Source organism: Erwinia sp. LJJL01 (assembly GCF_047300805.2).
Classification (GTDB): domain Bacteria; phylum Pseudomonadota; class Gammaproteobacteria; order Enterobacterales; family Enterobacteriaceae; genus Erwinia; species Erwinia aphidicola.
In genome coordinates, this window is record NZ_CP178576.1 from 3,784,288 (window position 1) to 3,810,039 (window position 25,752).

29 protein-coding genes and 1 tRNA gene are annotated in these 25,752 nt (G+C 53.9%); 11 read left to right on the forward strand and 19 right to left on the reverse strand.

The window, feature by feature from the left end; all coding sequences use genetic code 11:
• Positions 1–40 precede the first annotated feature (40 nt).
• The 4 genes from ACLI4M_RS18735 to ACLI4M_RS18750 are packed head-to-tail and all read right to left on the reverse strand — an operon-like array spanning position 41 to position 3,430.
• Positions 41–880: a metal ABC transporter permease gene (locus tag ACLI4M_RS18735; RefSeq protein ID WP_133623893.1), complete on the reverse strand. Its 840-nt coding sequence runs from the start codon at positions 878–880 to the stop codon at positions 41–43.
• The gene (sitC, locus tag ACLI4M_RS18740) at positions 877–1,731 is read right to left on the reverse strand and encodes an iron/manganese ABC transporter permease subunit SitC (RefSeq protein ID WP_133623892.1); all 855 of its coding nucleotides are present in this window, start codon (positions 1,729–1,731) and stop codon (positions 877–879) included. The genes ACLI4M_RS18735 and sitC overlap by 4 nt, the downstream gene beginning before the upstream one ends.
• The gene (locus ACLI4M_RS18745) at positions 1,731–2,522 is read right to left on the reverse strand and encodes a manganese/iron ABC transporter ATP-binding protein (RefSeq protein ID WP_133623891.1); all 792 of its coding nucleotides are present in this window, start codon (positions 2,520–2,522) and stop codon (positions 1,731–1,733) included. Before ACLI4M_RS18745 ends, sitC begins: the two co-directional genes overlap by 1 nt.
• Complete coding sequence (locus ACLI4M_RS18750; protein WP_413449740.1) at positions 2,519–3,430, reverse strand: metal ABC transporter substrate-binding protein; 912 nt, start codon at positions 3,428–3,430, stop codon at positions 2,519–2,521. The genes ACLI4M_RS18745 and ACLI4M_RS18750 overlap by 4 nt, the downstream gene beginning before the upstream one ends.
• Positions 3,431–3,681: 251 nt before the next feature.
• On the opposite strand from ACLI4M_RS18750, the gene ACLI4M_RS18755 reads away from it, so the two are divergent.
• Together ACLI4M_RS18755 and ACLI4M_RS18760 are read left to right on the forward strand one after the other, a co-directional pair.
• Positions 3,682–4,134 (forward strand): hypothetical protein, encoded by a 453-nt coding sequence (locus tag ACLI4M_RS18755; protein ID WP_133623889.1) that lies wholly within the window; start codon positions 3,682–3,684, stop codon positions 4,132–4,134.
• Positions 4,135–4,477: 343 nt separating this feature from the next.
• Positions 4,478–5,625 (forward strand): IS3 family transposase gene (locus ACLI4M_RS18760; protein ID WP_133623360.1). Its coding sequence is split into 2 segments (ribosomal slippage): positions 4,478–4,715 and positions 4,715–5,625, totalling 1,149 coding nucleotides; the frame shifts between segments, so codons are not numbered across the junction.
• Here the strand turns inward: ACLI4M_RS18760 and ACLI4M_RS18765 are convergent.
• The 8 genes from ACLI4M_RS18765 to ACLI4M_RS18800 form a co-directional block, all read right to left on the reverse strand.
• Positions 5,622–5,882, reverse strand: a complete 261-nt coding sequence (locus tag ACLI4M_RS18765; protein ID WP_133623888.1) for a hypothetical protein — start codon at positions 5,880–5,882, stop codon at positions 5,622–5,624. The genes ACLI4M_RS18760 and ACLI4M_RS18765 overlap by 4 nt on opposite strands.
• Positions 5,883–6,309: 427 nt before the next feature.
• Positions 6,310–7,548 (reverse strand): IS110 family transposase, encoded by a 1,239-nt coding sequence (locus ACLI4M_RS18770; protein ID WP_133623887.1) that lies wholly within the window; start codon positions 7,546–7,548, stop codon positions 6,310–6,312.
• A 331-nt stretch (positions 7,549–7,879) separates the two neighbouring features.
• A complete protein-coding gene (locus tag ACLI4M_RS18775; RefSeq protein ID WP_133623886.1) occupies positions 7,880–8,326 on the reverse strand; it encodes a GNAT family N-acetyltransferase in 447 nt (148 codons plus the stop codon).
• 85 nt (positions 8,327–8,411) lie between these two features.
• Positions 8,412–8,864 carry a GNAT family N-acetyltransferase gene (locus ACLI4M_RS18780; protein ID WP_112348986.1) on the reverse strand — a complete coding sequence of 151 codons (453 nt, stop codon included), beginning with the start codon at positions 8,862–8,864 and terminating at the stop codon, positions 8,412–8,414.
• A gap of 318 nt (positions 8,865–9,182) precedes the next feature.
• The gene (locus ACLI4M_RS18785) at positions 9,183–10,451 is read right to left on the reverse strand and encodes a tyrosine-type recombinase/integrase (protein ID WP_133623885.1); all 1,269 of its coding nucleotides are present in this window, start codon (positions 10,449–10,451) and stop codon (positions 9,183–9,185) included.
• Between the two features lie 161 nt (positions 10,452–10,612).
• Positions 10,613–10,688: transfer RNA gene (locus ACLI4M_RS18790), tRNA-Asn, on the reverse strand.
• A gap of 100 nt (positions 10,689–10,788) precedes the next feature.
• Entirely contained in the window at positions 10,789–11,583 is a 795-nt protein-coding gene (mtfA, locus tag ACLI4M_RS18795; RefSeq protein WP_099754819.1) for a DgsA anti-repressor MtfA, read from the reverse strand.
• A gap of 120 nt (positions 11,584–11,703) precedes the next feature.
• On the reverse strand, positions 11,704–12,360 hold the full coding sequence (locus ACLI4M_RS18800; RefSeq protein ID WP_062818142.1) for a hypothetical protein: 657 nt from the start codon (positions 12,358–12,360) through the stop codon (positions 11,704–11,706).
• Positions 12,361–12,945: 585 nt separating this feature from the next.
• Between ACLI4M_RS18800 and ACLI4M_RS18805 the strand changes: the two genes are divergently transcribed.
• On the forward strand, positions 12,946–13,650 hold the full coding sequence (locus ACLI4M_RS18805; protein WP_048915759.1) for a phosphohydrolase: 705 nt from the start codon (positions 12,946–12,948) through the stop codon (positions 13,648–13,650).
• Positions 13,651–13,722: 72 nt separating this feature from the next.
• On the forward strand, positions 13,723–13,968 hold the full coding sequence (locus tag ACLI4M_RS18810; protein WP_048915708.1) for a hypothetical protein: 246 nt from the start codon (positions 13,723–13,725) through the stop codon (positions 13,966–13,968).
• Positions 13,969–14,012: 44 nt separating this feature from the next.
• Here ACLI4M_RS18810 and ACLI4M_RS18815 read toward each other — a convergent pair whose 3' ends face one another.
• The gene (locus ACLI4M_RS18815) at positions 14,013–15,608 is read right to left on the reverse strand and encodes a methyl-accepting chemotaxis protein (RefSeq protein ID WP_133623884.1); all 1,596 of its coding nucleotides are present in this window, start codon (positions 15,606–15,608) and stop codon (positions 14,013–14,015) included.
• Between the two features lie 246 nt (positions 15,609–15,854).
• Between ACLI4M_RS18815 and ACLI4M_RS18820 the strand changes: the two genes are divergently transcribed.
• Positions 15,855–17,267, forward strand: a complete 1,413-nt coding sequence (locus tag ACLI4M_RS18820) for a DNA cytosine methyltransferase (RefSeq protein WP_048915710.1) — start codon at positions 15,855–15,857, stop codon at positions 17,265–17,267.
• A gap of 34 nt (positions 17,268–17,301) precedes the next feature.
• Positions 17,302–17,769, forward strand: a complete 468-nt coding sequence (locus tag ACLI4M_RS18825; protein ID WP_133623883.1) for a very short patch repair endonuclease — start codon at positions 17,302–17,304, stop codon at positions 17,767–17,769.
• Between the two features lie 36 nt (positions 17,770–17,805).
• On the opposite strand, the gene yedA is transcribed toward ACLI4M_RS18825, so the two are convergent.
• Positions 17,806–18,720: a drug/metabolite exporter YedA gene (yedA, locus tag ACLI4M_RS18830; RefSeq protein ID WP_133623882.1), complete on the reverse strand. Its 915-nt coding sequence runs from the start codon at positions 18,718–18,720 to the stop codon at positions 17,806–17,808.
• Between the two features lie 161 nt (positions 18,721–18,881).
• Here yedA and ACLI4M_RS18835 point away from each other — a divergent pair, with 161 nt between their 5' ends.
• The 4 genes from ACLI4M_RS18835 (at position 18,882) to ACLI4M_RS18850 (ending at position 20,607) form a co-directional block, all read left to right on the forward strand.
• On the forward strand, positions 18,882–19,157 hold the full coding sequence (locus tag ACLI4M_RS18835; protein WP_099753920.1) for a hypothetical protein: 276 nt from the start codon (positions 18,882–18,884) through the stop codon (positions 19,155–19,157).
• 11 nt (positions 19,158–19,168) lie between these two features.
• Positions 19,169–20,080, forward strand: a complete 912-nt coding sequence (locus ACLI4M_RS18840; protein WP_133623881.1) for a DUF808 domain-containing protein — start codon at positions 19,169–19,171, stop codon at positions 20,078–20,080.
• A 33-nt stretch (positions 20,081–20,113) separates the two neighbouring features.
• Entirely contained in the window at positions 20,114–20,248 is a 135-nt protein-coding gene (locus ACLI4M_RS18845) for a hypothetical protein (RefSeq protein WP_290369426.1), read from the forward strand.
• A 179-nt stretch (positions 20,249–20,427) separates the two neighbouring features.
• Positions 20,428–20,607, forward strand: a complete 180-nt coding sequence (locus ACLI4M_RS18850) for a YodC family protein (RefSeq protein WP_048915715.1) — start codon at positions 20,428–20,430, stop codon at positions 20,605–20,607.
• A gap of 105 nt (positions 20,608–20,712) precedes the next feature.
• Here ACLI4M_RS18850 and ACLI4M_RS18855 read toward each other — a convergent pair whose 3' ends face one another.
• Positions 20,713–21,036, reverse strand: coding sequence for a DUF6388 family protein (locus tag ACLI4M_RS18855; RefSeq protein WP_133623880.1), 324 nt, complete (start codon positions 21,034–21,036; stop codon positions 20,713–20,715).
• 205 nt (positions 21,037–21,241) lie between these two features.
• On the opposite strand from ACLI4M_RS18855, the gene yedD reads away from it, so the two are divergent.
• Complete coding sequence (yedD, locus tag ACLI4M_RS18860; protein ID WP_133623879.1) at positions 21,242–21,715, forward strand: lipoprotein YedD; 474 nt, start codon at positions 21,242–21,244, stop codon at positions 21,713–21,715.
• Between the two features lie 36 nt (positions 21,716–21,751).
• Here the strand turns inward: yedD and amyA are convergent, their stop codons facing one another.
• The 4 genes from amyA to fliD form a co-directional block, all read right to left on the reverse strand.
• Positions 21,752–23,230, reverse strand: coding sequence for an alpha-amylase (amyA, locus tag ACLI4M_RS18865; protein WP_133623878.1), 1,479 nt, complete (start codon positions 23,228–23,230; stop codon positions 21,752–21,754).
• A 139-nt stretch (positions 23,231–23,369) separates the two neighbouring features.
• A complete protein-coding gene (gene fliT, locus ACLI4M_RS18870) occupies positions 23,370–23,735 on the reverse strand; it encodes a flagella biosynthesis regulatory protein FliT (protein WP_048915719.1) in 366 nt (121 codons plus the stop codon).
• 12 nt (positions 23,736–23,747) lie between these two features.
• Complete coding sequence (fliS, locus tag ACLI4M_RS18875) at positions 23,748–24,146, reverse strand: flagellar export chaperone FliS (RefSeq protein ID WP_048915720.1); 399 nt, start codon at positions 24,144–24,146, stop codon at positions 23,748–23,750.
• A 13-nt stretch (positions 24,147–24,159) separates the two neighbouring features.
• Complete coding sequence (gene fliD, locus ACLI4M_RS18880) at positions 24,160–25,566, reverse strand: flagellar filament capping protein FliD (RefSeq protein ID WP_133623877.1); 1,407 nt, start codon at positions 25,564–25,566, stop codon at positions 24,160–24,162.
• Between the last annotated feature and the right edge of the window lie 186 nt (positions 25,567–25,752).

Below are 25,752 nucleotides of genomic sequence, written 5' to 3' on the forward strand. Positions count from 1 at the left end.
CAGCCCGCCCGGGAAACCGGTGCGGGCTTTTTTTTTATTATCAGCGGGCAGTGATAGCGTGGCGATCGCGCCTGGCCGAGAAGATAAACGCAGCGATAAACAGCACCGCGAACAGCAGCACAATGGTCGGGCCGGGCGCGCTGTCGAGGAAGAATGACAGGTAAGTGCCGCTAAAACAGACCACCACCGACAGCAGCACCGAGCAGATCATCACCGAAGAGAAGCGGCGCATCAGCAGAATGGCAATGGCCCCGGGCGCGATCAGCAGTGCAATTGACAGCACAATGCCGACCGCCTTTAGCGTGGCAACGATAGTCAGGGCAATCATACTTAGCAGCCCGTAGTGCAGCAGCGCGGTATTCAGCCCGCAGGCTTTGGCCTGCTGCGCGTCAAACGCGTGCAGGACCAGATCGCGCCACTTGGTGCCGATAATCATGGCAATCACACCGGCAATTGCGCCGCTCTGCCAGATATCCGCAGGCGAGATGCCGAGCATGTCGCCAAACAGGATGTGGTCGAGGTGCACCTCTGACTTGACGGAGATATAGATAATCAGGCCGACGGCAAACATCCCCGAGAAGACGATCCCCATCACCGTATCCTGCTTGATGCGGCTGTTCTCCTTCAGGTAGCCGGTCGCCAGCGCGCAGAACAGCCCGGCGCAGAATGCGCCAATAGCCAGCGGGATGCCGACGATCCACGCAATCACCACGCCGGGAAATACCGCGTGGCTCATCGCATCGCCCATCAGCGACCAGCCCTTGATCACCATAAAGCTGGAGAGCAGGGCGCAGGGAATAGCGACAATCACCGAGATAGTCAGCGCGGCATGCATGAAATCAAACTCAAACGGGCTGAGCAGCAGCTCTGTCAGGTTCATAGTACCTCCTCTCCCTGGCTGACGCGGCGGCGGCGCGCAAGCAGCCCGTGTTTCGGGGCGAAGACAAAGGCGATAAGAAACACCAGCGTCTGCGCCACCACGATAATGCCGCCGGTCGCGCCGTCGAGATAGTAGCTCACCCAGGCGCCAAAGAAGCTGGTGACGCTGCCAATCACCACCGCAATCAGCAGCAGCCGCTGGAAGCGGTCGGTCAGCAGATACGCCGTCGCCCCCGGCGTGACCACCAGGCAGATCACCAGAAAGGCGCCGACGGTTTGCAGCGCGGCGATGGTGCAGGCCGCCAGCAGGGTGAAGAACAGCAGCTTCAGGCGGGTGGGGTTGAGGCCGACCGAGCGCGCGTGGTTCTCGTCGAAGAAGGTCACCATCAGGTCTTTCCACTTCACCAGCAAAATCAGCAGCGAGGTGAAGCCGATAATCGCCAGCTGCAGGATATCTTCCGGGGCAATCGCCAGAATATTGCCCAGTACGATGGTCTGAATATTTACCGAGGTGGGGTTAAGCGACACCATAAACAGCCCGAGGCCGAAGAAGGAGGAGAAGATCAGCCCGATAATCGCATCCTCCTTCAGCCGGGTACGCTGATTGAGAAACAGCATGCTGCCCGCCGCCAGCCCGCCGGAGAGAAAGGCACCCAGCGCGAACGGCAGGCCCAGCATATAGGCTCCCGCCACGCCGGGCACAATCGAGTGCGACAGCGCATCACCCATCAGCGACCAGCCCTTAAGCATCAGATAGCAGGAGAGAAACGCGCACACGCCGCCAACCAGCGCCGAAACCCACATGGCGTTCAGCATATACTGGTAGTGAAAGGGTTCCGCCAGCCACGCCATCAGCGCTGCCCCCCAACCACCGTCAGGCCCGGCTGCGGCAGCGCATCGCTAAACTCGACGCCGCGCAGCGCGCCGCTGAAGGCATTTTCCAGATTCTCACGCGTGAAGGTGGTGGCCGTTGGCCCGCAGGCCAGCACCGTGCCTTTGACGATGGCGGTATGATCGCAGTAGTCGCTGACGGTGGCGAGATTATGGGTAGAGACCAGCATGGTGCGGCCCTCGGCGCGCAGCTCATGCAGCAGGCTGATAATTTGCCTTTCGGTGTTAACGTCCACCCCGGTAAAGGGTTCATCCAGCAGGATCACCTGCCCGCGCTGAGCAATGGCGCGGGCGAGGAACACGCGTTTTTTCTGCCCGCCGGAGAGTTCACCAATCTGGCGCTGGCGGAAATCAGCCATGCCGACGCGCTCCAGCGCCTCAGTCACCAGCCGTTTGTCTTCCGCCCGCGCGATGCGCAGCATCCCCATGTGCCCGTAGCGGCCCATCATTACCACATCCTCCACCAGCACCGGGAACGACCAGTCGACGTCTTCGGACTGCGGTACGTAGGCGACCAGGTTACTTTTCAGGGCGCGTTTTTCGCTCATGCCGAGCAGGGTGATCGAGCCGCTGGAGAGCGGCACAAAGCCCATAATCGCCTTAAACAGCGTCGACTTGCCGGAGCCGTTGATGCCGAGCAGCGCAGCAATGCTGCCGGCCGGGATCTGTAAGGTCGCGTCGCGCAGGGCCGTGTGCCCGTTACGGTAAGTGACCGTCAGCTGGCTGACGTCGATACCGGGCTGCTGGTTCATTTTGCTAACCCCTCGTTGATGCCGTTGACCACGGTTTCGCTGGTGACGCGCAGCAGATCGAGATAAGTCGGCACCGGGCCGTTTGCCGCACTCAGCGAGTCGACGTACAGCACGCCGCCATAGTGGCTGCCGGTTTCCCGCGCCACCTGACGCGCCGCTTTATCGGACACGGTGCTCTCGCTGAACACCGCCGGGATCTGCTGCTGCTTCACCGTGTCGATCACTTTACGCACCTGCTGCGGCGTGCCCTGCTGGTCGGCGTTAATCGGCCACAGGTAAAGCTCCTTCAGGCCGAAGTCGCGCGTCAGGTAGGAGAATGCGCCCTCGCTGGTCACCAGCCAGCGCTTGTCGGCGGGGATCTGCGCCAGCGCCTGCTCGACCGGGGCAACGGCCGCATTGATTTTGGCTTTGTAGGCTTCAGCATTCTGGCGATAGGTTGCCGCGTTGTCCGGGTCATACTTCACCAGCGCATCGCGGATATTATCGACGTAGATCAGCGCATTTTTCGGCGACATCCACGCGTGTGGATTCGGTTTGCCGCTGTACGGCCCTTCGCTGATGCCCATCGGCGCGATCCCGTCAGAGACCACCACCTCCGGCACCCCGGAGAGATGGCGGTAAAAGCGCTGGAACCACAGTTCCAGATTGAGGCCGTTGGCTAAGATCAGCTGCGCCCCCCGAGCGCGCTTGATATCGCCCGGCGTCGGCTGATATTCATGGATCTCCGCCCCCGGTTTGGTGATCGAGGCGACATCGGCGGCATCCCCGGCGACGTTTTTCGCCATATCGGCGATCACGGTGAAGGTGGTGATCACCTTGAATTTTTCTGCGGCGCTGGCAGGGGCCAGCGGTAACAGAGCAACCAGCAGGGCGCACAGCCCGCGTTTAATCCAAAGCCGTTCAGGCATTACAACCCCCATAGAGTATAAAAAATCGGCATAGTTAGCTGTTGCTATAAGGTATAGCACAGGCTATATCGCAGGGTGAATCATTTTTACAGGGGATGACAATTCAATATTCACGACTCTGAGGGTTTTCATCAACTATTGTTGATCCAGAGCCAGAAGTGAACTGAGTTAAGATGTGACTATAAACGCGAGTGCGGTGAATCGACCCGCTGCTCAACAGGCTGTGCAAAAAAACAGATAATGGTGATGATATGATTAAGAAAGCAGTTTTGGCAGCGTTAGCAATAACGGTATTTATTCAGTCTCCTGCGCACGCAATTTCTGAAAAGTACCGTCAGCAGCTCGAGCGTTCCGGCTGTACTCAGCAGTCGGAGCTGCAGGGGTGTGATATACACAAATCTAAGCAGCAGAACGCCCGCGCGGGGTTTTCTGACAAAACCATGCAGGGCGCAGCAAACGGGTTAACTGCTTTTGCCGGGAACTATATTGCCAGCCAAAAAAATGGTGGGAAAGTCGCTGAGATTCATATTGAGGGGGATAGCGTCTATGTCGACGGCAAAGAAGTTGCCGATGTAAACCATGTCGGCGATGTGCTGACCTTTCAGCAGGATGACACCGTCTATACCCTCTATTTAAATAACAAAGGCAACAACAGCTGGAAAAACAGTGATTCAGAGACCAGCGGTCCAGTAAGCGCCGAATAAAGCAAAAAGCCCGCTCAGGTTTCCCTGAGCGGGCTTCTTAAATATGGCTCCTCTGACTGGGATCGCCTTTGCCAGTAATTGGCTGATAAATAGGCTAAAATTGAATCCACTGTCTGTCAAGACCAGCAGAATGACCACCTTATGCTATACATGCCATCCATCTTGATCATACAAATCTATTGTAAGCCAGTGCAGTTTATCATCTAAGGCCTACTTAATGATTTACCTATTAGTCTCATTGAGATACGTTTAATGTAGGGGGGCACTTTGATCGTTATATTGAATCGCCACGGGTTTAACAGACACCTCAGAGTCATTTAAGATGGCTTAAAGAGAGGTGCCCATGAGCGGTAAGCGTTATCCCGAAGAGTTTAAAATTGAAGCAGTCAAACAGGTTGTTGATCGCGGTTATTCTGTTGCCAGCGTTGCAACACGTCTCGATATCACCACCCACAGCCTTTACGCCTGGATAAAGAAGTACGGTCCGGATTCTTCCACTAATAAAGAAGAGTCAGATGCTCAGGCCGAGATCCGCCGTCTCCAGAAAGAGCTGAAGCGGGTTACCGACGAACGGGACATATTAAAAAAAGCCGCGGCGTACTTCGCAAAGCTGTCCGACTGAGGTACGCCTTTATCCGTGACAACACCTGTTGCTGGCCTGTTCGCCTGCTCTGTCGGGTGCTGGATGTTCATCCCAGTGGTTTTTACGCCTGGCTTCAGCAGCCGCATTCACAACGCCATCAGGCAGACCTGAGACTGACAGGACAGATTAAACAGTTCTGGCTGGAATCGGGATGCGTCTATGGTTATCGCAAAATCCATCTGGATCTGCGGGACAGCGGGCAACAGTGCGGAGTGAACAGAGTCTGGCGACTGATGAAACGTGTCGGGATAAAGGCTCAGGTCGGATACCGGAGCCCGCGGGCACGTAAAGGCGAGGCCAGTATCGTGTCGCCCAACAGGCTCCAGCGACAGTTCAGCCCGGATGCTCCGGATGAGCGTTGGGTAACGGACATAACCTACATCAGGACCCACGAAGGCTGGCTGTATCTTGCCGTGGTTGTTGATCTGTTCTCACGCAAAATTATCGGCTGGTCCATGCAATCCCGGATGACAAAGGATATTGTCCTGAACGCACTGCTGATGGCTGTATGGCGGCGTAATCCCCAAAAACAGGTGCTGGTTCATTCGGATCAGGGCAGTCAGTACACAAGCCATGAGTGGCAGTCGTTCCTGAAATCACACGGCCTGGAGGGCAGCATGAGCCGTCGCGGTAACTGCCATGATAATGCGGTTGCAGAAAGCTTTTTCCAGTTGTTGAAACGCGAACGGATAAAGAAAAAGATCTACGGAACGCGGGAAGAAGCCCGCAGCGATATTTTTGATTACATCGAAATGTTTTATAACAGTAAGCGTCGGCATGGTTCTAGCGATCAGATGTCACCGACAGAATATGAAAACCAGTATTATCAACGGCTCGGAAGTGTCTAGATTATCCGTGGCGATTCAGGTTTAACATAGGCTGTTACCTTGTATTCTTTTTCAGGATCATAAATACCGTCGTTATAAGACAAAAATTGACACTGAGATATATATTTGTCCAGCAAGAAAATAAGCTGTATTACTATGTGTCGTTCTTCTCTTTTTCTTTTTTTCCTCTCCCAGAATGCTTCTTTTACTGTGTTAAAAATCAGCGGTCCTGCGATGGCTGCTGCTGCTCCAACTAATGCCCATGTTTCCTTTTCCACATGAATTCCTAACTGAGCTAATCACTGATGATTGAAATCTTATACCGTATGCTCACGTAGGGGGATATCTGGCGCTCCGAAGCAGGATGGGGGGCGTCACGATTCGGTAAAACCCGTATTCTACCGAATTGCGCGCCGCTGCTGCCGCAGACACAATATGTTGTGGTTTTCTCAGTTGCTGCCGATATTACATATAGTGGACGCGGGGAGCCGGACGGCCAACACCATGGCAGAACGCGCCGGTTTCACTGCTGCGCCATTCGGTAAAACTCCTGTGAGGGCGGATTTAACCGAATACGATTTACCGCCAGCGGAGTTTTTATTCTTGCTTTTTACATACTTCACAATGGCGAAGCTCAATCACAAAACGTCATTTCTGACATTAAACCAATGTCCGCTTCACGCCCTGAGACATTCGACAAGCTTTTTATGGCTTCAGTAAGGGCGAGTGTCGCGCTTCGAGAGCCAGCAAATACTTCGCTTCATCGTAGTGGGTTCTGGTCTTCCAGCAGCGGTAAATGATCCTTATCCATTTGAATGCCAGAGCCCGGATTGCAGACTGGTGAGATTTTCCTTTTTCTCGCAGTCCCTGATAATAAAGTCTGGCCCAGTATGATGAGTTAACCGTTTTGGCAGCCCATTCAACGAAGGTCTGCCCGACGAACTTGGCACACTGCCATCTCCAGTGAACCCAGCATTTCTGGCCACTTCTTTCTGTCACCGGTGCAATACCTGCGTAGTTTTGAATTTCTTCAGCGCTATTAAACCTGTCACGGTTATCACCAAGTGCAGCAAGCATTCTTGGGCCCATACACGGCCCCATGCCTGGAAGTGATTTGAACAGCCCCGCATCTGGCAATGTGTCAAACAGCGCTTCGATTCGTTCGTCATAGGTTTTTATGATTTCACTCACGACTTTAATTTGTGTCGCCAGTGCTGTTGCCATCAAAGCATTAGCCTCTATAACACTCGAGTCTGTCGTCAATGGGATCGCGTTATCAATACTTACAACACGCTGCTCGGTAAGGGCCATTGCGCGACCGCCTTTGGCATTCAGAAAGTTGCGGATCGTCTCGCGCCTGGCTCGTTTAAGTTGTTGCAGACTGGGCCATCGTATAATCAGTTCACAAAACAGTAAGCTACCCCGATGTGAGAACCACTCCAGGGGTTGAGGATAATACTGTTTAAGCGTGTTGATTATCCGGTTCACAAAACGGCGTTTATCTTCAACCAACTGACGACGCTGCTCAACCAGTTGCTGGAGTAACCGGATATCCGCATTGTCGGGTTCAATAGCTTTTATCTTTTGGGGATAACGCAGCATTAACTCTAATGCGAGCTCGGCATCCTGCGGGTCATCTTTAGCGCCGCTGGGCGAGAAGGCTTGCCGGTAACGAGCCAGTGACAAAGCGTGGACGGGGAAAACGGTGATAAAGGGATATTTTTGAAGAGCATATACCACGGGGCCCTTCTTCAGCTCGAGAGCTATGGCGATTCTACCTTTTACCTTCTGGTGTAACTCAGTAAGCCAGGCATCAAGCGCTTCTGCTGTATGTTCAATCACATGGAATACGCGTTCGCCGTTTTTAAACTGAACACAGACATCGTGTTTTTTATCTGCCCAGTCCAGACCAACGTGCGCAGCAAACTGATTAGTCACAGTCATCACCAACTCCTTTTTATCGGGGATTGGTATGCATTCCACGCTTTTCGAAAGAAATATAGCCAGCAGTTTATCTGCATGCCCTGAGTATTCGTTAGCGAACGTGGAGCACCTACTGGCTCGAAAGAAAAGCAGCGATCATCACGTGATTCTCGCTCAATATTCGTAACCAGTAAGCGCATACCCTGAATCACTTAAAAGTGTAATTCTCAGGGTGCGAATGACTATACTTCGCTCACAGCGGACCTTCAGCGCGTCACGTGTTTGTCTGCTGTGTACCAAGAGCAGACGTTGGTCACATCATTGCCCATCAATCAATTGACAGTTATTAACTTTATATATCTGTAAGATACAGACGGTGGGTAACTTTATCGACATCTACTAGCGGAATAAAGCCAGCACGTTCATAGAAGATGAACGCTGATTGAGGCGCGTTAGTGTTGATAAAATCAAACCAGCGGCCAGAACCCTCCAGTATCGCCCTGAGCAAAGCAATGGCAACTTGCCTTCTTCTCCATTCAATTCCTACATAGAGATGACGGAGTCGTCCAGTCCGAACTGAAGGCGTGTAGGGGTCTTGGTTTAATCCACACACGCCAATGAGTAGCCCGTCGGCATAAAAACCTAACAGGTCCTCACCTGCCTTATCAAAGCGGTTTTGCCCGTTCAGCCAGTTTTCTTCCAGTCTGTGTAGCATGTTAAATCCAGCAGCCATGCTCTCTGCTTTTAACGCAAAAAAGCCTTTGTTATCCGGGGTAATGCTCTCGATAAGAATATTCATGAGTAGTCCCTTTGCATTTAAAGTATTAAGTATCCCGAATAGCTGACTGTGCGCCAGGAGCGGCAGTTAGATCCGATAAATGCAATCAGTACAATGACTTTGAGAAACAGACGGCTTCTTCTCTGCCTATGTATGGGCCATAATTATCAATACGAACATATCCATTTTTCTCGTAAAAATTGACAGCCCGAAGGTTGATATGTCGGGTTTCCAGCTTAAGTTCTCGATATCCCATTTGCTTTGCAGAGGTTTCCAGAAAAGTAAGTAATGCACTACCCACGCCTGGCTCGCTTCGGTCCGAAAACATTCTTTTAAGCTCAGCTATGTTTTGTGTTAATGGGCGGATTGCACCGCATCCTATCGCGTCGCCATGTGCATTTTTTGCCAATACCCATAATGCTTTGTCATTGTTCATAGTTTCAACGGTGAAGTTGGTTTTGCCATTCTCGCCAGTAATAGCGGCAAGTTCAGCTGACAGCATTTCGATTAAGCGATGGGATTCTGAAGAAAATGGATCTGATTTCTCTACTGTTATCATGGTTATATCCTGCAAAGGGAGTTTAACCAGAATAAAGTATGCTGCCTGAAAAATCACCATATTGGAACAGATAATGGGACAACCCTGATCCTTGGCTTTATCGGGGATGCAATGTCCGTTCCTCGCTCATAACTGACCCAATCCGTTTCCGTGGATAGATCTAAATGATAAGCGAACCTCACACTTTCGATTCACGCAGGTCAATTCGGTTGAAGATGCTCATAAACGGCTTAACAATTTCTCCGAGTTGAAGCCAGAAAAATGCCGTACCAGTACAGACTGATACGGCTATCTCTGTGGTTTATTTGGTCAGAGGGGTTATCCCATTGCGCAACTGATTTCCTTCCCACAAATATAAGGTGGAGCATACGCTTTCCGGCACATATCCAGATAATCCGACCACCATTGCAACATCGCTTTACGGGCATCGAGATATTCTGCTTTATGGAGGTAAGCCGCTCGAACGCTGTTACGCTCCTGGTGACTCATCTGCCGTTCAACCGCATCCTGTGCCCATAGGCCAGACTCCATCAGGGCACTACAGGCCATTGCCCGAAACCCGTGGCCGCAGATTTCATCTTTTGTGTCATAACCCATCAGACGTAGCGCCTTGTTGACCGTGTTTTCACACATCGGTTTATACGGATTGTGATCGCCGGGGAATATCAACACCTGATGCCCGGATATTTCCCGTATCTGTTTCAGAATAGCAATAGCCTGACAGGAAAGTGGAACGATATGTGGAGTACGCATTTTTGCACCACGCCCAGAGTAGCGGACGCCGGGGATGGACTCGCGAGTGGCAGGAATGGTCCAGATTCTATTTTTGAAATCGATCTCAAACCAACGGGCGAAACGCAGTTCGCTGGAACGGATGAATAGGTGAAGGGTGAGTGATACTGCCAGGCGGGTTAGTTCTCGTCCTTGCTGGTAGTCCTCAATACGAATCAACAGCTCCGGCTGTCGCTCCAGCGGAAGGGCAGGGTAGTGGCGTTTAACGGGAGGAGCGATGATACCGTCCAGATTTGCAGCCGGATTGTGCTCTATTAACTCCTGATGTACGGCATGGCGCATGATGTTGCATATATGCTGCCGGGTACGTGCTGCGACTTCCAGCAGACCTTTTTGCTCAATGCCTTTCAGCAGGTCGATAAAGTGACGAGGTTTCAGTTCAGCTACCGGCACGTGTCCAATCACAGGAAATAAATGATTGTTCATGCTGGCAAGCAGACGGGAGGCGTGGTTCTCTGACCACGTTCGGTTGCTTTTATGCCAGTCCAGTGCCACATACTTGAAGGTTTTTTCTGGCGAGGAAGTGGCTCTTTCAGCAGAGCGCTGTTGTGCTGGATTGATATTCTGCGCCAGCAGTTTACGGATGCCGTCACGTTGTTGGCGGGCATCAGCCAAAGACACTTCAGGGTAGGCACCTAAGCCGAGGCGTGATTCTTTTCTGTTGATACGATATTTGAGATACCAGAGACGTGAACCGCCGGGATTGACCAACAGGTACAGTCCATGAGAATCGGAAACTTTGAAGGGTTTTGCGGATGGTTTTAAGCTGCGGATTTTTGTGTCGTTAAGAGACATTTGGGGGTCACTCCGTCATCGAACCAACATGACCCCAAATCTGACCACCAAATTCTCCCGATGCAGAGGGAAAACTAAAAATGCATCGGGAAGATTTTTCACGCTAACTCGTTGAATCTAAAACGCCTAAAGATTCGTGAAGATGCATGAAAACATAAATATGGCTCCTCTGACTGGACTCGAACCAGTGACATACGGATTAACAGTCCGCCGTTCTACCGACTGAACTACAGAGGAATCGTGTGAACGAGGCGAATATTAGCGGTCCGCCCCGTGGCTGTCAACTGCAAAAAAAAGTTTAGCTTTCAACTGGCTGCGTTTAAATCAACCCGGGCGATTAGTGTACAGTTCCGCCGGGATTGTGGTGTAACTGCTGCTGCTCCAGTCGCTGATTAGGATCCTGACGATAGAACTGGCGAAATCGCTGGTAGAGTGACGGGAAGCGGGCAATCAGTAGCTCCGGCGCGCTGAAGAAATACTCCGACAGCACGGCGAAGCACTCGGCCGGTTCGCTGGCAGCATAGGCATCAATACTGGCGGCGTTTTCACCCACCAGGTCAATCTCATCCTGAATGTGGTTCATTGCCGCCATCAGCTCGCGTTCCCAGCTTGCGACGTCGCGCATGGCCATGGCCGGTACGCCGTTCGCTTCGCCGCTGCCGCGTGCGTCCAGCTTGTGCGCCACTTCATGGATCACCAGGTTGTAGCCGGAGCAGTCAAAGGAGTCCTGAATATCCAGCCAGTTCAGCACAATCGGCCCCTGTTGCCAGCTCTGCCCGGCGTGGACCATGCGTTCACGATGCACCAGGCCAAATTCATCCTGCCACTCGTCGTCCACCGTAAACGGAGAAGGGTAGAGCAGCACCTCATGAAAGCCGTCCAGCCAGTCATAGCCCAGGCTCAGCACCGGCAGGCAGAACAGCAGCGCAATGCGGCAGCTTTTCAGCTCATCCAGCTCAAAGCCCTGTAACGCCACCAGCCGCTTCTGGCGCAGAAAGCGGTCGGCAAGCTGGATCAGGGTTTTGCGTTCGTCACTGCTCAGCGCAGACAGTAATGGAATGTCCAGCGCCTGTTGCCAGGGAAGCCCGCTATTTATCGCGTCGTCATCGCTTTTCCATGGCCACTTGATCATGCAGTTGACACTCCACAAAAGTAAATAAAGGGAATATTCAATCAGTTATCGGGAAGTCTGTCTGTGACTGAACGCAAACAGCGCCGAAAAAAATCAGCGCTGCGAAGGTACCTGCTGGCCTCAGATGCGGTCGAAATCGATTACCCACACCCAGGGATTCACTTCCCAACTGGTGCCGCCGTACTGAATAGCCCACTGCTTGCGGTAGGCATCTTTCGCCGAAACGGCTTCGCTGTGCATGGTGAAAAAATTATTAAGGAAGTGCGAATCAACCTGCACCCCTTCGGCCATAACGTCGTCGTCGCTGATATCCTGGATTCTCTCCACGCGCACGCCGGTGACAAGCAGGTTAATACGGCTGGCCCAGCGCGGCATATGAATCCCTGCCTGCCAACCGAACTGGTCGTCCTCTTCATCGGTACTGTAAATGCTGGAGTCAGCGCGGTACTGGCAGTAATCGATATTTTTGAACTGTAATGGGGAGTGCTGGTACTGAGCCATTTCCTGCGGGGGCACGACCGGCCCACGCCAGGTTTCTCGCACCCACAGACGGTCGCCGGGTTGACCATACGGGCAGTGGTAGCTGAGATTTTCCATTCCCAGTACGCGGTTTCCCTGCAGGTTATTGCTTAATACATCAATGCCGTAGCAGCCTTCGTGGTTATCCTGAACCGACCCAAACAGCTGGGACTTCATGATGCGCCTTGTCTGCCGTTGCTGACCGGAGAGCAGGGCGCGCACCCGTTGATCGCTAAATAAAATCGGGCGTTCTTTCATGGCTTGACCTCTAATATGACTTTCTTGACCAGTGCCTGGCTCATAAGCAAAGTAAAAATACAATACAGACAATTCCTAACTTTAGCTTAAAAAAACAAACAGGTGGGTATTTTCACTAATCATCAGCAAGTCTTATAAAAAAAATGGCGCGAAAAATTTGCACCGGGAAAGTGTGCCGCCTTCCGTCTTTGCGGTGTGGCTTAAACCTGGCTGTCGTGCGGTAACACAAATGACATTTTACCATAATACAATATGTTACTGCGACTAAAGCTTGTACGATCGCGGCCATTGATAATGGGTATCAGTTCACTTCACTGGCGGGTCAAAAGTCGTTTAAACCGTGCCAGCGTATAATTTATTGCGCAGCGCATGACTTCGGATCATAACATTTATTTATCTTTTGATCGAAAATTAGTCACACGCTAACGCATTGGTAAAAAGCTGAAAATGCAAAAAATGTTGTGAGAAGGTTAAAACAACCGCTATAAGTTTGATGTGGATCTCATTTATGCTGATATGGCCGTCCCGTTACAGTGGGCAACCACCACTGACATCTCAAAAAGTCCAAAAAATAAGGAGAAGTCTATGAACCTGACCCATTGGCAATCCCGCTTTGACGCTTTTCTTTTCGAAACCTGGCAGCATGGCGATAAAGCCCATGATATCGCGCACCTTAAGCGCGTCTGGCAAAGCGCGCAGCGCATCATGCAGGGGACAGAGGCTGACGAACTGGTGGTGCTCACCGGTTGCTACTTCCACGACATCGTAAACCTGCCAAAAAACCATCCCGAGCGTCATCTGGCCTCGAAACAGGCCGCAGATGAAACCCGGCGCATTTTGCGTGAGGTGTTTCCTGATTTTCCCGCAGACAAAATCGAGGCGGTGGCGCATGCGGTGCACGCCCACAGCTTCAGCGCTGGCGTGACGGCAGAAACGCTGGAGGCGAAAATTGTGCAGGATGCTGACCGCCTTGAATCGCTGGGGGCGATTGGCCTGGCGCGCGTGTTCTACGTTTCGGGCGCGCTGGGGCGTTCGCTATTTGACAGTAATGACCCGCTGGGGCGCGACCGTTCGCTGGATGATGCCGAATGGGCGCTGGACCATTTCCAGAAAAAATTGTTGAAGCTGCCTGAAACCATGCAGACCGCTGAAGGAAAAAGAGTGGCCGAATTTAACGCCAGCTTCCTGGTAACCTATATGGCGAAGCTATGCGCTGAATTAAAAGGGGATTTCTGTGCCCTCGATCAAAGCGTGCTGGAGGAGTTCAGCCCGCTAGCAGAGAAATATTAAATTTTTGTGACAGTATGGTTAAGTCGCACATTACGGGTTAGCTTGTTGAGACAATTCTCAGGAGAATCAGGTATGACCGACAAAGTCAGTTTAACTATCAAGATCGATCCTTCCCTTAAGGAAACGATCAAAGCCGTTGCTCTGGAAAACCAGCTTTCGTTGAGTGAAGTTGTGACGACTCACCTGGTGAAAAGCCTCTCTGCGCAGCCGGCGGCTGTTGACAGTCTCGATACTGAAGAAGCCGTCACTGAACAGCTCAGCGCTGCAGAACTCAAGCAGATCCGCAGCCTGCTGAAGAAATCGAAAAAGAAAAAATAAACCGCTTCTCAGCGTCCCTTATTTCAGGGACGCCATTTAATCCTCTACAACACAAACTGACTGACGCTATGCGACAGCCGTTGCGCATGATCGACCAGCGCTTCTGAGGTGTCAGCACTGCGGCGCGTCAGCTGCTCGCTCTCTTTTACCTGCTGATTCAGGCGACCAATCTCCATGGCGATGCTGTTAACACGCTTACTCTGCGCGTCGGCGTTGTGCTGCAGCTCGCTCAGCAGCGTCACCACGCCGGAGACGGCAGAGGCGATCTCCTGATACAGGCCGTCCAGCGCCTGCACCTGATTGAAGCCGCTGTCGATGTGCTGGTGGGTGCTACCGATCAGCCCGTCGATGGTGCGGGTGGAGGCGCTGCTTTTCTCCGACAGCAGGCCGATCTCCTTCGCCACGATAGAGAAGCTGCGGCCATACACGCCCGCATGAGCCGATTCGATGGCGGCATTGAGCGCCACCAGTTTGGTTTGCAGGGATATCCCCTCCAGCAGCGTCACGATCCCGGCAATCTCGCCGGAGGCATCGACGATCTGGCGCATCTGCGACTCGACGGCAATCACCACTTCGCCACAGCGCTGGGTCAGGCTGTCGGTAGCCTGGACCTGCTGCGTGGCGTGGCGGGTGAACGCTACGCTGTGGCCGACCTCTTCCGCCACGCGGTTGAGGCGCTGGCTGATATGATCAAACGCAGCCGTCTGCTGCTGATTGTGGGCGCTAAACTCGTCGCTCTGCTGCGCCATGCGGTCAGCGCTGTCGCGCACCGCGCTGGAGATGGCATTGATCTCACCAACGATATGCTGCAAGCCGTGCTGCATCGCGCTGATGCTATCGGTCAGCTGGCGTATCTCTGCCGACTGAAAAGCGCTGAGCTGCGGCTGTCGGGAGATGTCCCCGGTGGCGATCTGCGCCAGCCAGCTGGATACGCGGTCTAACGGTTGGATCACCCCGCGCAGCAGCAGGCCACCGCCGAGCAGCAGCAGCCCGCCCAGCAGTGCGGAGATTGCCAGCGACAGGTTGCGGCTATTGGTCAGGGAGGAGAGCGTGGACTGATTCAGTTCGCCGGACCGCTGGTTTTCCTGCGTCAGCACCTGATAGTAAGCGTCATTGAACTGCTGCTGAAACGCCTGCATCGGTACCATAAAGAAGGTATCGATATCTCTGGCATTCAGCCCTTTCAGCTGCTCCTGCAGCCCGTCGGCCAGCAAAGTGAAATTCTGCCGCAGCGGGCTCTCTTTGCTGGCGGGGTACTGCCCGAACAGCTTACGCGCCTCATCCAGCGAAGCCTGGGCGGTCTCTGCCAGGCTTTTCCAGCTGTCGACCGATCCGGTCTGGTTATCCTGCATCAGATAGATGCCGGCCCGGTGGCTGTTATCACTGGCGGTCAGCAGTTCCATGCGCGCTTTGTCCAGCAGCGCCTGGCGGTTGGAGAGGGCGTGGGTTGCCGCCACGTTATCGCCAGTGCTGCTCACCAGCCGGGTCAGCAGCAGCACGCCAGCGCACTGCAGCAGCGAAAAAATGATTAAAAACAGGATAAAGCTACCGCGCAGGCTTTTCAGCCAGCCGGGTGGCGCGGTAAAGCAAAAACGAGGGCGACGTAACAGGCGCAGCGGTAGAACGGTCAGCAGTGACATAGTGGGTCCCGTAAAATAAAACGGAGTATTCGCCGCTTTTATGTCACCCGTGTTACAGCGCACCCACCGCGGCGGCAAACAGAAAGCTGTGCGTGACAAAGGCAAATTAGTACCAGTAAAAACTGCTGGCGCGATACTGCCCTGAGCGAGTTTTGTACATCCCCATGCAGTGTTAACGATTTGCGCCTGGCGCTGGGTCAATGAGGTGATAGACTGGCACCCGTTTATCCCTTTTATTGAGTGATTATGAGCGATTTTGACCGCGTGGCAGCTGAACTGGCCGAACAGGCACGCGCACAGGCGCAGCAGAAAGAGGACCAGGACCGTCAGCTGCTGCTGCGCGTGCTGGAAATTTACGATCAGAAAACCGTTGCGGCAACGCTGCGTAAGGTCAGCCAGCAGGAGTGGACGCGCGAGTCGGTGAATCGCTGGGTGAAAGGCAACAGCCGTAAAATGCTGAGCGAAGCCGAAGTCAGCATGCTGCACGGCATGTTGCCCGCGCCACCCGCCCATCATCCTCACTATGCGTTTCGCTTTGTCGATCTGTTTGCCGGGATTGGCGGCATCCGCAGCGGCTTTGAAGCGATAGGCGGCCAGTGCGTGTTTACCAGCGAATGGAATAAGCACGCGGTGCGCACTTACAAAGCTAACTGGTACTGCGATGAACAGCAGCATCGCTTTAATCAGGATATCCGCGATGTGACGCTGAGCGGCAAGCCGGAGATTAACGAACAGCAGGCCTATCAGCACATCAGCCAGCAGGTGCCGGACCACGATGTGCTGCTGGCCGGTTTCCCCTGTCAGCCGTTTTCGCTGGCGGGCGTATCGAAGAAAAATGCGCTCGGGCGCGCGCACGGTTTTGAGTGCGAAGCCCAGGGCACGCTGTTTTTTGACGTGGCGCGGATTATCACCGCCAAAAAGCCGGCGATATTCGTGCTGGAAAACGTTAAAAACTTAAAAAGCCACGATAAGGGCAATACCTTCCGCATCATCATGCAGACCCTCGACGAGCTGGGCTATGACGTTGCCGATGCCGATACTTCCGGCCCGCAGGACCCGAAGATTGTAGATGGTCAGCACTTCCTGCCGCAGCACCGCGAGCGTATTGTGCTGGTCGGCCTGCGCCGTGACCTGAAGCTGCCGACCTTCAGCCTGAGTCATCTCTCTTCTCTCTACCCGCCTAAACGCACGCCGCTAAAAGCGCTGCTCGACCCGGTGGTAGAGGCGAAATATATCCTGACCCCGACGCTGTGGAAATACCTGTATCAGTATGCGAAAAAGCACCAGGCACGCGGCAATGGCTTTGGCTATGGGCTGGTGGACCCGGAGCGCGAACAGGGCGTGGTGCGCACGCTGTCGGCGCGCTACTACAAGGACGGCTCGGAGATCCTTATCGATCGCGGCTGGGATAAAGCGCTGGGTGAGCAGGATTTCGATAATGCCAGTAACCAGAACAACCGGCCGCGCCGCCTGACGCCGCGCGAGTGTGCGCGCCTGATGGGCTTTGAGCAGCCGGGCAGCGCTGATTTTCGCATACCGGTTTCGGATACTCAGGCCTATCGCCAGTTTGGCAACTCGGTGGTGGTACCGGCGTTTGCCGCCGTGGCACGGCTGCTGCTGCCGTGGATCGAGCAGGCGGTGCGTCAGCGCCAGATTTAGCTAAACTTAAGGTCTTGATGAAAGGAATATCACCATGGCCGACGTTCACACCTCCGAGGTGCGCAGTAAGAATATGCGCGCCATCCGCACCCGCGATACCGCGATTGAAAAGCGGCTGGCCGAGCTGTTGGTTGAGCTTGGCCTGAGCTACCGGGTACAGGATAAATCCCTGCCCGGGCGCCCCGACTTTGTGCTGCCCGATCATCAGGCCATTATTTTCGTTCACGGCTGTTTCTGGCACCGCCATCACTGCCACCTGTTTAAGCTGCCCGCCACGCGCACCGCGTTCTGGATGGGTAAAATCGACAGCAATGTGGCGCGCGATAAGCGCTACGTTGAGGAGCTGACGGCCAGCGGCTGGCGCGTTTTGCTGGTGTGGGAGTGCGCACTGCGCGGTAAAACGCGCCTGCAGGAGCAGGAGTTAAGCGCGCGTCTGGAAGAGTGGGTGTGCGCTGCCGAAAGAAACGCGGAAATTGACGAGAACGGTATTCGCCAGCTGTAGGGGCCGATCCTCTTTTCGATCGGCCCGCACCCCCGATTAAGGCTCGCAGGATTTTACGATCGGCTTTGCCGGGAACAGATATTTCCCCAACGTCACCAGAATCACCGCCAGCACGATAATCGCCAGCGCCAGCCATTCGCGGGCTGACAGGCTCTCCCCTGCGAAGGCTATACCCAGCAGCACCGCCACCACCGGATTGACGTAGGCGTAGCTGGTGGCGATAGCCGGGGTGACGTTGCGGATCAGGAACATATAGGCGTTAATCGCAATCACCGATCCAAACAGGCTGAGATAGCCGAGCGAGAAGAAGCCCGCCAACGAGGGTTTCTGCACCAGGTGTTCGCCGCTCAGCGTGCTGGCAATCAGCAATACTGCGCCTGCTGCCAGCATCTCCACTGCGCCCGCCATCATGCCGTTGGGCAGCGTAATGCGTGACCCCCATACCGAACCAAAGGCCCAGCTCAGAGAGCCGCCGAGGATCATCAGCGCACCCCACGGGTTGCCCGCCAGATGGCCGCCGCTGTTGAGCAGGATAATCCCCACCAGCCCAACGGCGATGCCCAGCCACTCGATCCAGCGCGTAGCAATGCCAAACAGGCGGCTGAAACACATGGCAAACAGCGGCACGGTCGCTACCATCACCGCTGCCAGCCCGGACGGCACCTGCTGATGCTCCGCCACGGTGACAGCGCCGTTGCCGAGCGCCAGCAGCATAATGCCAACCAGCGCGGCATTACCGGCCGCGCGCAGCGACGGCAGCTTTTCACCTCTTAGCAGCAGAAAAGTCAGCAGCACCACGCCAGCCAGCAAAAAGCGCAGCCCGGCCAGCATCATTGGCGGCCAGCTCTCGACGCCAATGCGGATCACCAGATAGGTGGAGCCCCAGATAAAATAGAGGCAGAACAGCGCGGCCAGCAGCGGCAGCAGGGCGGGGGCACGGCGTAACGTCATGTTAAAGTCGTCCTGGTTATATCAAGTTATTAAAATGTTATAAGTGGCTAATTCTGCCACTAATTATCACGGTCGGAAGGATTTTTTTTACAAAATTTGCACTCTTTGCGCATAATTGTTTAGATCATCCTCCTCTTAAATACAGCAAAGCCAGGTGGGCCATGGCCAGTGTCAAACTGACGGTAAGACGGTTGTATAAACTTAGCGGCGAACGCATGGTCAATACCCAGGCAACGGCGCGTATTTTTGTCGGCGATCGCCTGATCGCCACGGAAGAGATTAGCGGGATGACCGAAAGCCCGGTGAGTAAATATCTGCACCACGCTGAGCCGCAGGGCCAGCCGGTGCGCGTTGAGTGGGACTGTGATGGCATTGCCGATATGGCGGTGGCCGAAATGGAGCTGTGCCCCTGTTGTCAACATGACGAACATGAATAAGGAATACGACTTTGGCAGGAACCAGCTTACTAACCTTACTGGATGATATTGCGACACTGCTTGATGATATAGCCGTGATGGGCAAAGTGGCAGCGAAAAAAACCGCCGGGGTGTTAGGCGACGATCTGTCACTGAACGCTCAGCAGGTCAGCGGGGTAAAAGCCAATCGTGAACTGCCGGTGGTGTGGAGCGTGGCAAAAGGCTCCTTCCTCAACAAGCTGATCCTGGTGCCGCTGGCGCTGCTGATCAGTGCGTTTGCGCCCTGGGCGATTACCCCGCTGCTGATGGTGGGCGGGGCTTACCTGAGCTATGAAGGCGTGGAGAAGGTGCTGCACAGCCTGCATAAAAACAAAAGTGAGGAGACGCCGGAAGCGCGCGAAAAGCGCCTGCTGAAGGCGGCGCAGCAGGATGCCAGCGCGTTTGAGAAGAAGAAGGTAAAAGGGGCGGTGCGCACCGACTTTATCCTGTCGGCCGAAATTGTGGCGATTACCCTCGGCATCGTCTCTGAATCCCCGCTGCTGAATCAGGTACTGATCCTCTCCGGGATTGCCATTCTGGTGACGATTGGCGTGTACGGCATTGTGGCGGGCATCGTCAAAATTGACGATCTCGGCTTCTGGCTGCAGAAGAAAACCTCGGCGTTGGCTAAAGGGCTGGGTAATGTGCTGGTGGCGGCCGCGCCATGGCTGATGAAGATCCTGACCCTGGTCGGCACCATTGCAATGTTCCTGGTGGGGGGCGGCATTATCGTGCACGGCATTCCGCAGCTGCATCATCTGGTGACGGAATACAGCAGCGAGATGAGCGGCCTGATGAGCAGCGTTGTCAGCAATCTGGCCAACCTGGTGGTCGGGTTCATCGTGGGGTCGATTGTGCTGTTGGTGGTCAATGGGGTTGCCAAAATGCGTCAAAAATCAGTATAAAGACGCCTGAAGTCAGTGAGTAAAACGGGAGTAATGATGAAAGACGATATTTTTGAATTCGATATTGATGCGCAGTTAGAGCAGGCAGAAGCGAACGCCGAGAAAAAAGCGGCCGAAGTTCCGGCTGATTTAGGTGACGAAGCCGACTGCGAAGGCTGTAAAATCTAAGCGCAAACTGCGACGGATTTCACATAAAAAGCGAGTAATAATTTTACTCGCTTTTTTTATATCCAGCGTTTTTAACTGCTTATTTGTATTTAACAAATGTTTTACCTGCCGTTAACAGCGGTGCTAAGGCTCAGATGCTATAACTATTGGGTGATTTTAACCGGATAGGGAGGTGCTTTATGAGCTTTATAATCAGTGATGAAGTGCAGCATAAGGACGGTGGGCCTGCAATGATTGTCACAGGTGTCGCCAGTGGAATGGTGGAGTGCCGCTGGTATGACGGTTTTAGCGTGCGGCGTGAAGCGTTTAGTGAGCAAGAGCTTTGCGTTCTGGCTGATGCAACGCCTTTGGCGGGTTAGTTTTGTCGGTGCATGCCAGATCCCGTAGGGGCCGACCCTTTTTTCCGGTCGGCCCTTGATGTCTGGCGGCCGATCTTCTTTTTCGATCGGCCCGCAGCGTTTATTTTACAGCTCGTTCTTAATACAAAACTCTTCCCAGCTCATGCCCAGCGCTTCGGCGTGGCGATGCAGATAGGCTTCAATCGCATCGACCATCACCGCTTTATCCGGCTCTGCCAGCTGAATAGCAAACAGCACGCCGTCCAGTTTCTTCTCGCGCACATATGCCGCATAAGCCCGCTCTTTCTGCAACTCGCGCAGCTGCTCAACGCTCATGCCCATGGTGGACGCCTGCTCAGCGGTCAGATTTTCAATGCCGGCTTTCAAATCCGGGTGCGCCTCAAGAAACAGATCCTTGGCGATAGCGTAATACTCTTCAACGGTTTTCATAACGGTCCTGCGGGGTGACGGTCTGGATAATGGCGGCTAGTGTACACAAGGTGCGGTGCGGGTGAAAGCCGGGTGAGATGCGGGCCGGTGGCTGCTTATCTCCTCGTTTAAGCTATCATTTTAGCTGCAGGCTGCGCCTGGTGCTTGCGGCGGGGCGGGTAAAAATTATAACGTAGCGCGTAATTGATTAGCTCAGGATGAAAAAATGAACAAGTGGATGATGGCGGCAGTGACGGCCGTTACGCTCAGCGGCTGTGCGCAGCTACCGAATTATGACGCGGCGGTCAAAACCGCCCCTCCGGCAGCGCTGGTTGGTAACTGGCAGACGGTTGGCCCGCAGAGTGGGCTGGTGAGTGACCAGGCGATGGCCAGCCTGATTATCACAAAAGAAGGGGATACCCTGGACTGCCGTCAGTGGCAGCGCGTTATTGCCAAGCCGGGCAAAGTCACCTTTTTCGATGACGAGTGGGTTAACGTGAATCAGCAGATGCGCGTGATGACGCTGGATCTGGAAGGTAACGAGCTGCATTACGACAAGCTGAAGATGCGTAAAGTGGATAAACCGACCGTCGAGTGCCAGCAGGCGCTGGATAAGCAGGCGCAGCCTGATGCCACCCCGCAGCCGCAGCCGTCAAGCGTGCCAGCAGCTAACACCACCTTTACCGCGCCTCAGCCGTAATTCCCAGGTCGTGGCCGCCCGGCCACGACCTGATATCTAGCTAATAATCCACACGCTAACCGATCCTGGCGCACAGCGGAACGAGGCATTACCCTGCTCGTCGCTGCTCACCGTCTCTTCTATATGGCCCAGCAGGTCGCGCCAGTGTTTCCCGCCGTAGTTTTCCCCCAGCGCCAGAGTTTTCTCACCCGCTTCACCGTTCGACATGATCACCACGCAGCCGGAGTGCTGGTCGGTGCCGCTGCGCGCAAAGGCGATGCAGTTAGGGTGATCGAACCATTCGGTCTGCACCCCATGGGCATACAGCTGGCGTGCGCGGATCAGCGCTTCCAGTTCGGGGATCGCCGGCATCTCTATCTGATACTGCCCGCCGTCGTCACCCTCATCCTCATAGCTGGCGCCGAACAGGTCCGGGTAGAACACCGCCGGCACACCGTTTTCACGCAGCAGGATCAGCGCATACGCCAGTGGTTTGAACCAGGGGTCCACCGGGGCTTCCAGCGCCTGCAGCGGCTGGGTGTCGTGGTTGGCGACAATGGTCACCGCGTGCCACGGATCGGTGGTGACCAGCGTGTCGTTGAAGATCTGGCTAAGGTCGTAGTCAGCGCCCTGTTTCGACGCATTATGGAAGTTCATCTGCAGTGGGGCGTCAAACAGCATGGTTTTACCGTCCACCTGCTGGATATACTGCTGGAGTTTATCAACCTCATGCGACCAGTATTCGGCGACGATAAACAGCGGCTGCTCCGCCACCTCCTGCACGTGTTCGATCCACTCTTTATAGAACCAGGCGGGAATATGCTTAACCGCATCGAGGCGAAAGCCGCTGCAGTGCACTTCCTCCATCACCCAGCGCGCCCAGTATTTCAGCTCTTCGGTTACCGCGCGGTTGCGGAAGTCGATATTGGCGCCCATCAGATAGTCGAAATTACCCAGCTCGTTATCGACCTGATCGTTCCAGCCTTCGCCGGTGTAGTCGTTAACGATTTTGAACACGCCGTTCTCATCGGGATTTTCAATGTGGTCGACGCCGCTGAAGCACTTGTGGTCCCAGATAAACTGCGAATACTGCCCGGCGCGCACCGGGAAGGTGAAGCGGGTCCAGGCTTCAACCTCAATCACTTCCTCGTCGATCTCCTCGCGGTTATCCGGGTTGACGCGGTTAACCTGAATGCGCTCTTTCTCGTCGGCACCCATTTTGTGGTTGAGCACCACGTCAAGGATCACGCCAACGCCGTTAGCCTTTAGCGCCTCCACTGCTGCCAGCAGCTGCTGCTTATCGCCGTATTTGGTGGCGCGTGAGCCTTTCTGCTCAAATTCCCCAAGGTCAAACAGGTCATAGCTGTCGTAACCGACCGAATAGCCGCCGGATTCACCCTTATAAACCGGCGGTAGCCAGACGTCGCTGATGCCGATTTCAGCCAGCCATGCGGCACGTTCGGCCGCTTCCGGCCACAGTTTGCCGCCTGTGGGGTAGTACCAGTGAAAGAACTGCAACAGCGTGGGGTTGTGCATATCCGTGCTCCATTTTTCGCCAGACGGGAAAATGAAGTATGGAGTAAGCGCAGCGAAAGGGTGGGCCAGGACGAAATTAATTATTCCGCGCTGGCCCCGGAAAGGTGTTGTATAAAGTCATACTGAGTAAACGTGAGGTTTATCCGTTCGATCCGGTAGGGAACAGCACCACGCCGGCGACATTGGTATAGGCACGATTGACGGACTTCTGGCGGCCGGCCTGCTGGATCAGCAAGGAGATTTCATCCTGGCGTGACTTCAGCAGCTTTTTGACTTCGGCTTCATTATCAAGAATGTGGCGCAGTATCGGGCGCAGCTGCTCCTGAGTACGAGCCGGAACCGGCTCATTCTGCGTAGCCTTAGCCAGCTTTTCCACGGCGCTGAGGTAGTCAACTTCCATATCGATCAGGTCGTCCCACTGGCCTTCACCCGCAAGACGCAGCATCGACTGGCTGTGGGTCAAAATTTCCTGATATATCGCGAGCAGATGTGGGGCAATGTTCATTTATACAGAGTCCTAAACCAGAGCGGTTGTGCCGGAAACCTCTTTCCAGGCATCGGCGATATTGCGCAACAGCGCTTCAACTTCTTCAATTCCGTCGGCATCGTTATCGATATTCGCGCGCAGCAGGCGGTGCACCATATAGCGGTACAGCCCCAGCAGATTTTGCGTTAACTCGTCTTCAGAGGACTCATCCAGACCCTGCTTCAGACCGTTGTCGATAATGTTAATGGCTTTGGAGAGCGACTCCCCTTTTTTAACCGTATTGCCGTCCTGCAAAAACAGGCGTGCGCGAACCAGGGCGCTGAGCGCCCCGTCGAACAGCAGAGTGATCAGCTGGTCATTGCTGGCACTCATCACTGCACTTTCCACGCCGACTTTTGCATAGGCCTGGGTACCGCTTGCGCTATACATGATGGCTCCTGAATTATGAATTAGTGTTTTTGGTCGTCTCAAACTGTGAAGTCAGATAGTCACTGGTGCTGTTCAGTTTACTGACCATTAAATCCAGTGCCGTAAACTGGGTTTTTAAGCGTGCGATAGTGTCGTTGATTCGCGTATTGGCCGCATTATATTGCTCGGTAAGATTATTCAGTGTTTTGCTGACACCATCTTTCGCTGACTGAATAATTCCTTTACTGGAGAGCCAGTCTGTTAAATTACTCGCCATCGTCGTGGCAATTCCGGTGGTTTTTCCATCGCCGATAACCATGGCTTTAATGCCCTCCGGATCTTTCGCCAGCGCCGCATCCAGCTTAGTTTTATCGGTTTCCAACTGCCCGGTGGTTGGGTCAGTGGTGATACCAATCTGTGATAGTGTTTTAAAGGTTGAACTGCTGGCGGTGTTGGTCAACAGAGATTTCATCTTCTGCTGGATGGTGCGCAATGCAGTATCACCGATCAGCGCACCGTTGCTGGTATCTTGTGCATCGGCATTGGTTTCCACCGCGGTGTACTTGGTCAGGCTGGCGAAAGCATCCTGCAGGGTATTGTATGCGGCAACCCAGTCAGTCAGGACCGTGGAAGCATTACTGGTATCTTTGGTAATGGTCAGCGACTGCTCGCCAGTGGTCACATCGTTCAGATTAAGCGTAATGCCTTCGAGCGCATCGCTGATTGTATTGCTGCTATTTTCGATTTTGACATTGTTTACCGTCAGCACCGCATTTTGTGCAGTTACGCTTTGCGTTACGTTGCTGGCTCCGGTACCGCCGTAGTTCAGCAAGTCTTTCATCAGATTATCGCCATCAACGCTCAGCGTTACAGCATTATCAGCACCGGTTTTATCCGCAGTTAGCGACAGGCGATAGCTGCCATCACCGGTTTTAATTACGCTAGCGGTCACACCAGCAGAGGCTTTATTGATCGCATCTCTAATACCGGTCAGCGAGGAGTCCGCTGCTGAGATCTTCACCTCAACCGGCTTACTTCCTTCGGCGCTAGCCTGAATGGTCAGGGTGCTGTCGCTGGTCGCCAGCGCGGCGGTATTACTGTTTTTTTCAGTGGTTGTCAGCGTCTGCGCTTTAGCAAGAGCACTGACGTTGATGCTGTATTTACCGGCGACGGCACCGGAGGTACCAGTGGCGCTAAAAGCGGCTGAAGAACTTACAGTCTTGAATGCGCTGAACAGATCGGCATTGTTCAGTTTGGTATTGGCAGTTTGAAAGGTCTCTATTGCACTGCTCATAGTGCTGTATGCACTGAGCTTGGCAGAGTAAGCACTCTGCTGTTTGGTAATAGGCGCTAATGCCGCCTTCTCAGCAGTCTGCATGCTGTCAAGAATGTCAGCTAACTGAAGCCCGGAGCCGATACCTAAAGTAGAGATACTAGCCATGATGTTTCCTTTATTTAATCAGGACGGAGTATGAATACCGAGGTTATCGGCGATTGATAGATAAAGTTTACGATTATTTGCGCAGCAGCAATAAAACGAATAGCGGTAATAAAGAGGGGTATTTCAGCGAGTAGGGGGAGGTGAAAAAAATCGGCGCGGAACTAAAAAAATTCTAAAGGTTACTGT

Excerpts from the sequence above, each read along its gene's own strand:
- yedA (WP_133623882.1), bottom strand. The coding sequence starts at position 18,720 with ATGACGTTACGCCGTGCCCCCGCCCTGCTGCCGCTGCTGGCCGCGCTG.
- ACLI4M_RS18845 (WP_290369426.1), top strand. The coding sequence starts at position 20,114 with ATGATGAAAGACGATATTTTTGAATTCGATATTGATGCGCAGTTAGAG.
- sitC (WP_133623892.1), bottom strand. The coding sequence starts at position 1,731 with ATGGCGTGGCTGGCGGAACCCTTTCACTACCAGTATATGCTGAACGCC.
- ACLI4M_RS18800 (WP_062818142.1), bottom strand. The coding sequence starts at position 12,360 with ATGAAAGAACGCCCGATTTTATTTAGCGATCAACGGGTGCGCGCCCTG.
- ACLI4M_RS18810 (WP_048915708.1), top strand. The coding sequence starts at position 13,723 with ATGACCGACAAAGTCAGTTTAACTATCAAGATCGATCCTTCCCTTAAG.
- ACLI4M_RS18735 (WP_133623893.1), bottom strand. The coding sequence starts at position 880 with ATGAACCTGACAGAGCTGCTGCTCAGCCCGTTTGAGTTTGATTTCATG.
- ACLI4M_RS18780 (WP_112348986.1), bottom strand. The coding sequence starts at position 8,864 with ATGATAACAGTAGAGAAATCAGATCCATTTTCTTCAGAATCCCATCGC.
- ACLI4M_RS18815 (WP_133623884.1), bottom strand. The coding sequence starts at position 15,608 with ATGTCACTGCTGACCGTTCTACCGCTGCGCCTGTTACGTCGCCCTCGT.
- ACLI4M_RS18850 (WP_048915715.1), top strand. The coding sequence starts at position 20,428 with ATGAGCTTTATAATCAGTGATGAAGTGCAGCATAAGGACGGTGGGCCT.
- ACLI4M_RS18775 (WP_133623886.1), bottom strand. The coding sequence starts at position 8,326 with ATGAATATTCTTATCGAGAGCATTACCCCGGATAACAAAGGCTTTTTT.
- amyA (WP_133623878.1), bottom strand. The coding sequence starts at position 23,230 with ATGCACAACCCCACGCTGTTGCAGTTCTTTCACTGGTACTACCCCACA.
- yedD (WP_133623879.1), top strand. The coding sequence starts at position 21,242 with ATGAACAAGTGGATGATGGCGGCAGTGACGGCCGTTACGCTCAGCGGC.
- mtfA (WP_099754819.1), bottom strand. The coding sequence starts at position 11,583 with ATGATCAAGTGGCCATGGAAAAGCGATGACGACGCGATAAATAGCGGG.
- fliS (WP_048915720.1), bottom strand. The coding sequence starts at position 24,146 with ATGTATAGCGCAAGCGGTACCCAGGCCTATGCAAAAGTCGGCGTGGAA.
- ACLI4M_RS18755 (WP_133623889.1), top strand. The coding sequence starts at position 3,682 with ATGATTAAGAAAGCAGTTTTGGCAGCGTTAGCAATAACGGTATTTATT.
- ACLI4M_RS18825 (WP_133623883.1), top strand. The coding sequence starts at position 17,302 with ATGGCCGACGTTCACACCTCCGAGGTGCGCAGTAAGAATATGCGCGCC.
- fliD (WP_133623877.1), bottom strand. The coding sequence starts at position 25,566 with ATGGCTAGTATCTCTACTTTAGGTATCGGCTCCGGGCTTCAGTTAGCT.
- ACLI4M_RS18805 (WP_048915759.1), top strand. The coding sequence starts at position 12,946 with ATGAACCTGACCCATTGGCAATCCCGCTTTGACGCTTTTCTTTTCGAA.
- ACLI4M_RS18750 (WP_413449740.1), bottom strand. The coding sequence starts at position 3,430 with ATGCCTGAACGGCTTTGGATTAAACGCGGGCTGTGCGCCCTGCTGGTT.
- ACLI4M_RS18855 (WP_133623880.1), bottom strand. The coding sequence starts at position 21,036 with ATGAAAACCGTTGAAGAGTATTACGCTATCGCCAAGGATCTGTTTCTT.
- ACLI4M_RS18835 (WP_099753920.1), top strand. The coding sequence starts at position 18,882 with ATGGCCAGTGTCAAACTGACGGTAAGACGGTTGTATAAACTTAGCGGC.
- ACLI4M_RS18745 (WP_133623891.1), bottom strand. The coding sequence starts at position 2,522 with ATGAACCAGCAGCCCGGTATCGACGTCAGCCAGCTGACGGTCACTTAC.
- ACLI4M_RS18770 (WP_133623887.1), bottom strand. The coding sequence starts at position 7,548 with ATGACTGTGACTAATCAGTTTGCTGCGCACGTTGGTCTGGACTGGGCA.
- fliT (WP_048915719.1), bottom strand. The coding sequence starts at position 23,735 with ATGAACATTGCCCCACATCTGCTCGCGATATATCAGGAAATTTTGACC.
- ACLI4M_RS18785 (WP_133623885.1), bottom strand. The coding sequence starts at position 10,451 with ATGTCTCTTAACGACACAAAAATCCGCAGCTTAAAACCATCCGCAAAA.
- ACLI4M_RS18820 (WP_048915710.1), top strand. The coding sequence starts at position 15,855 with ATGAGCGATTTTGACCGCGTGGCAGCTGAACTGGCCGAACAGGCACGC.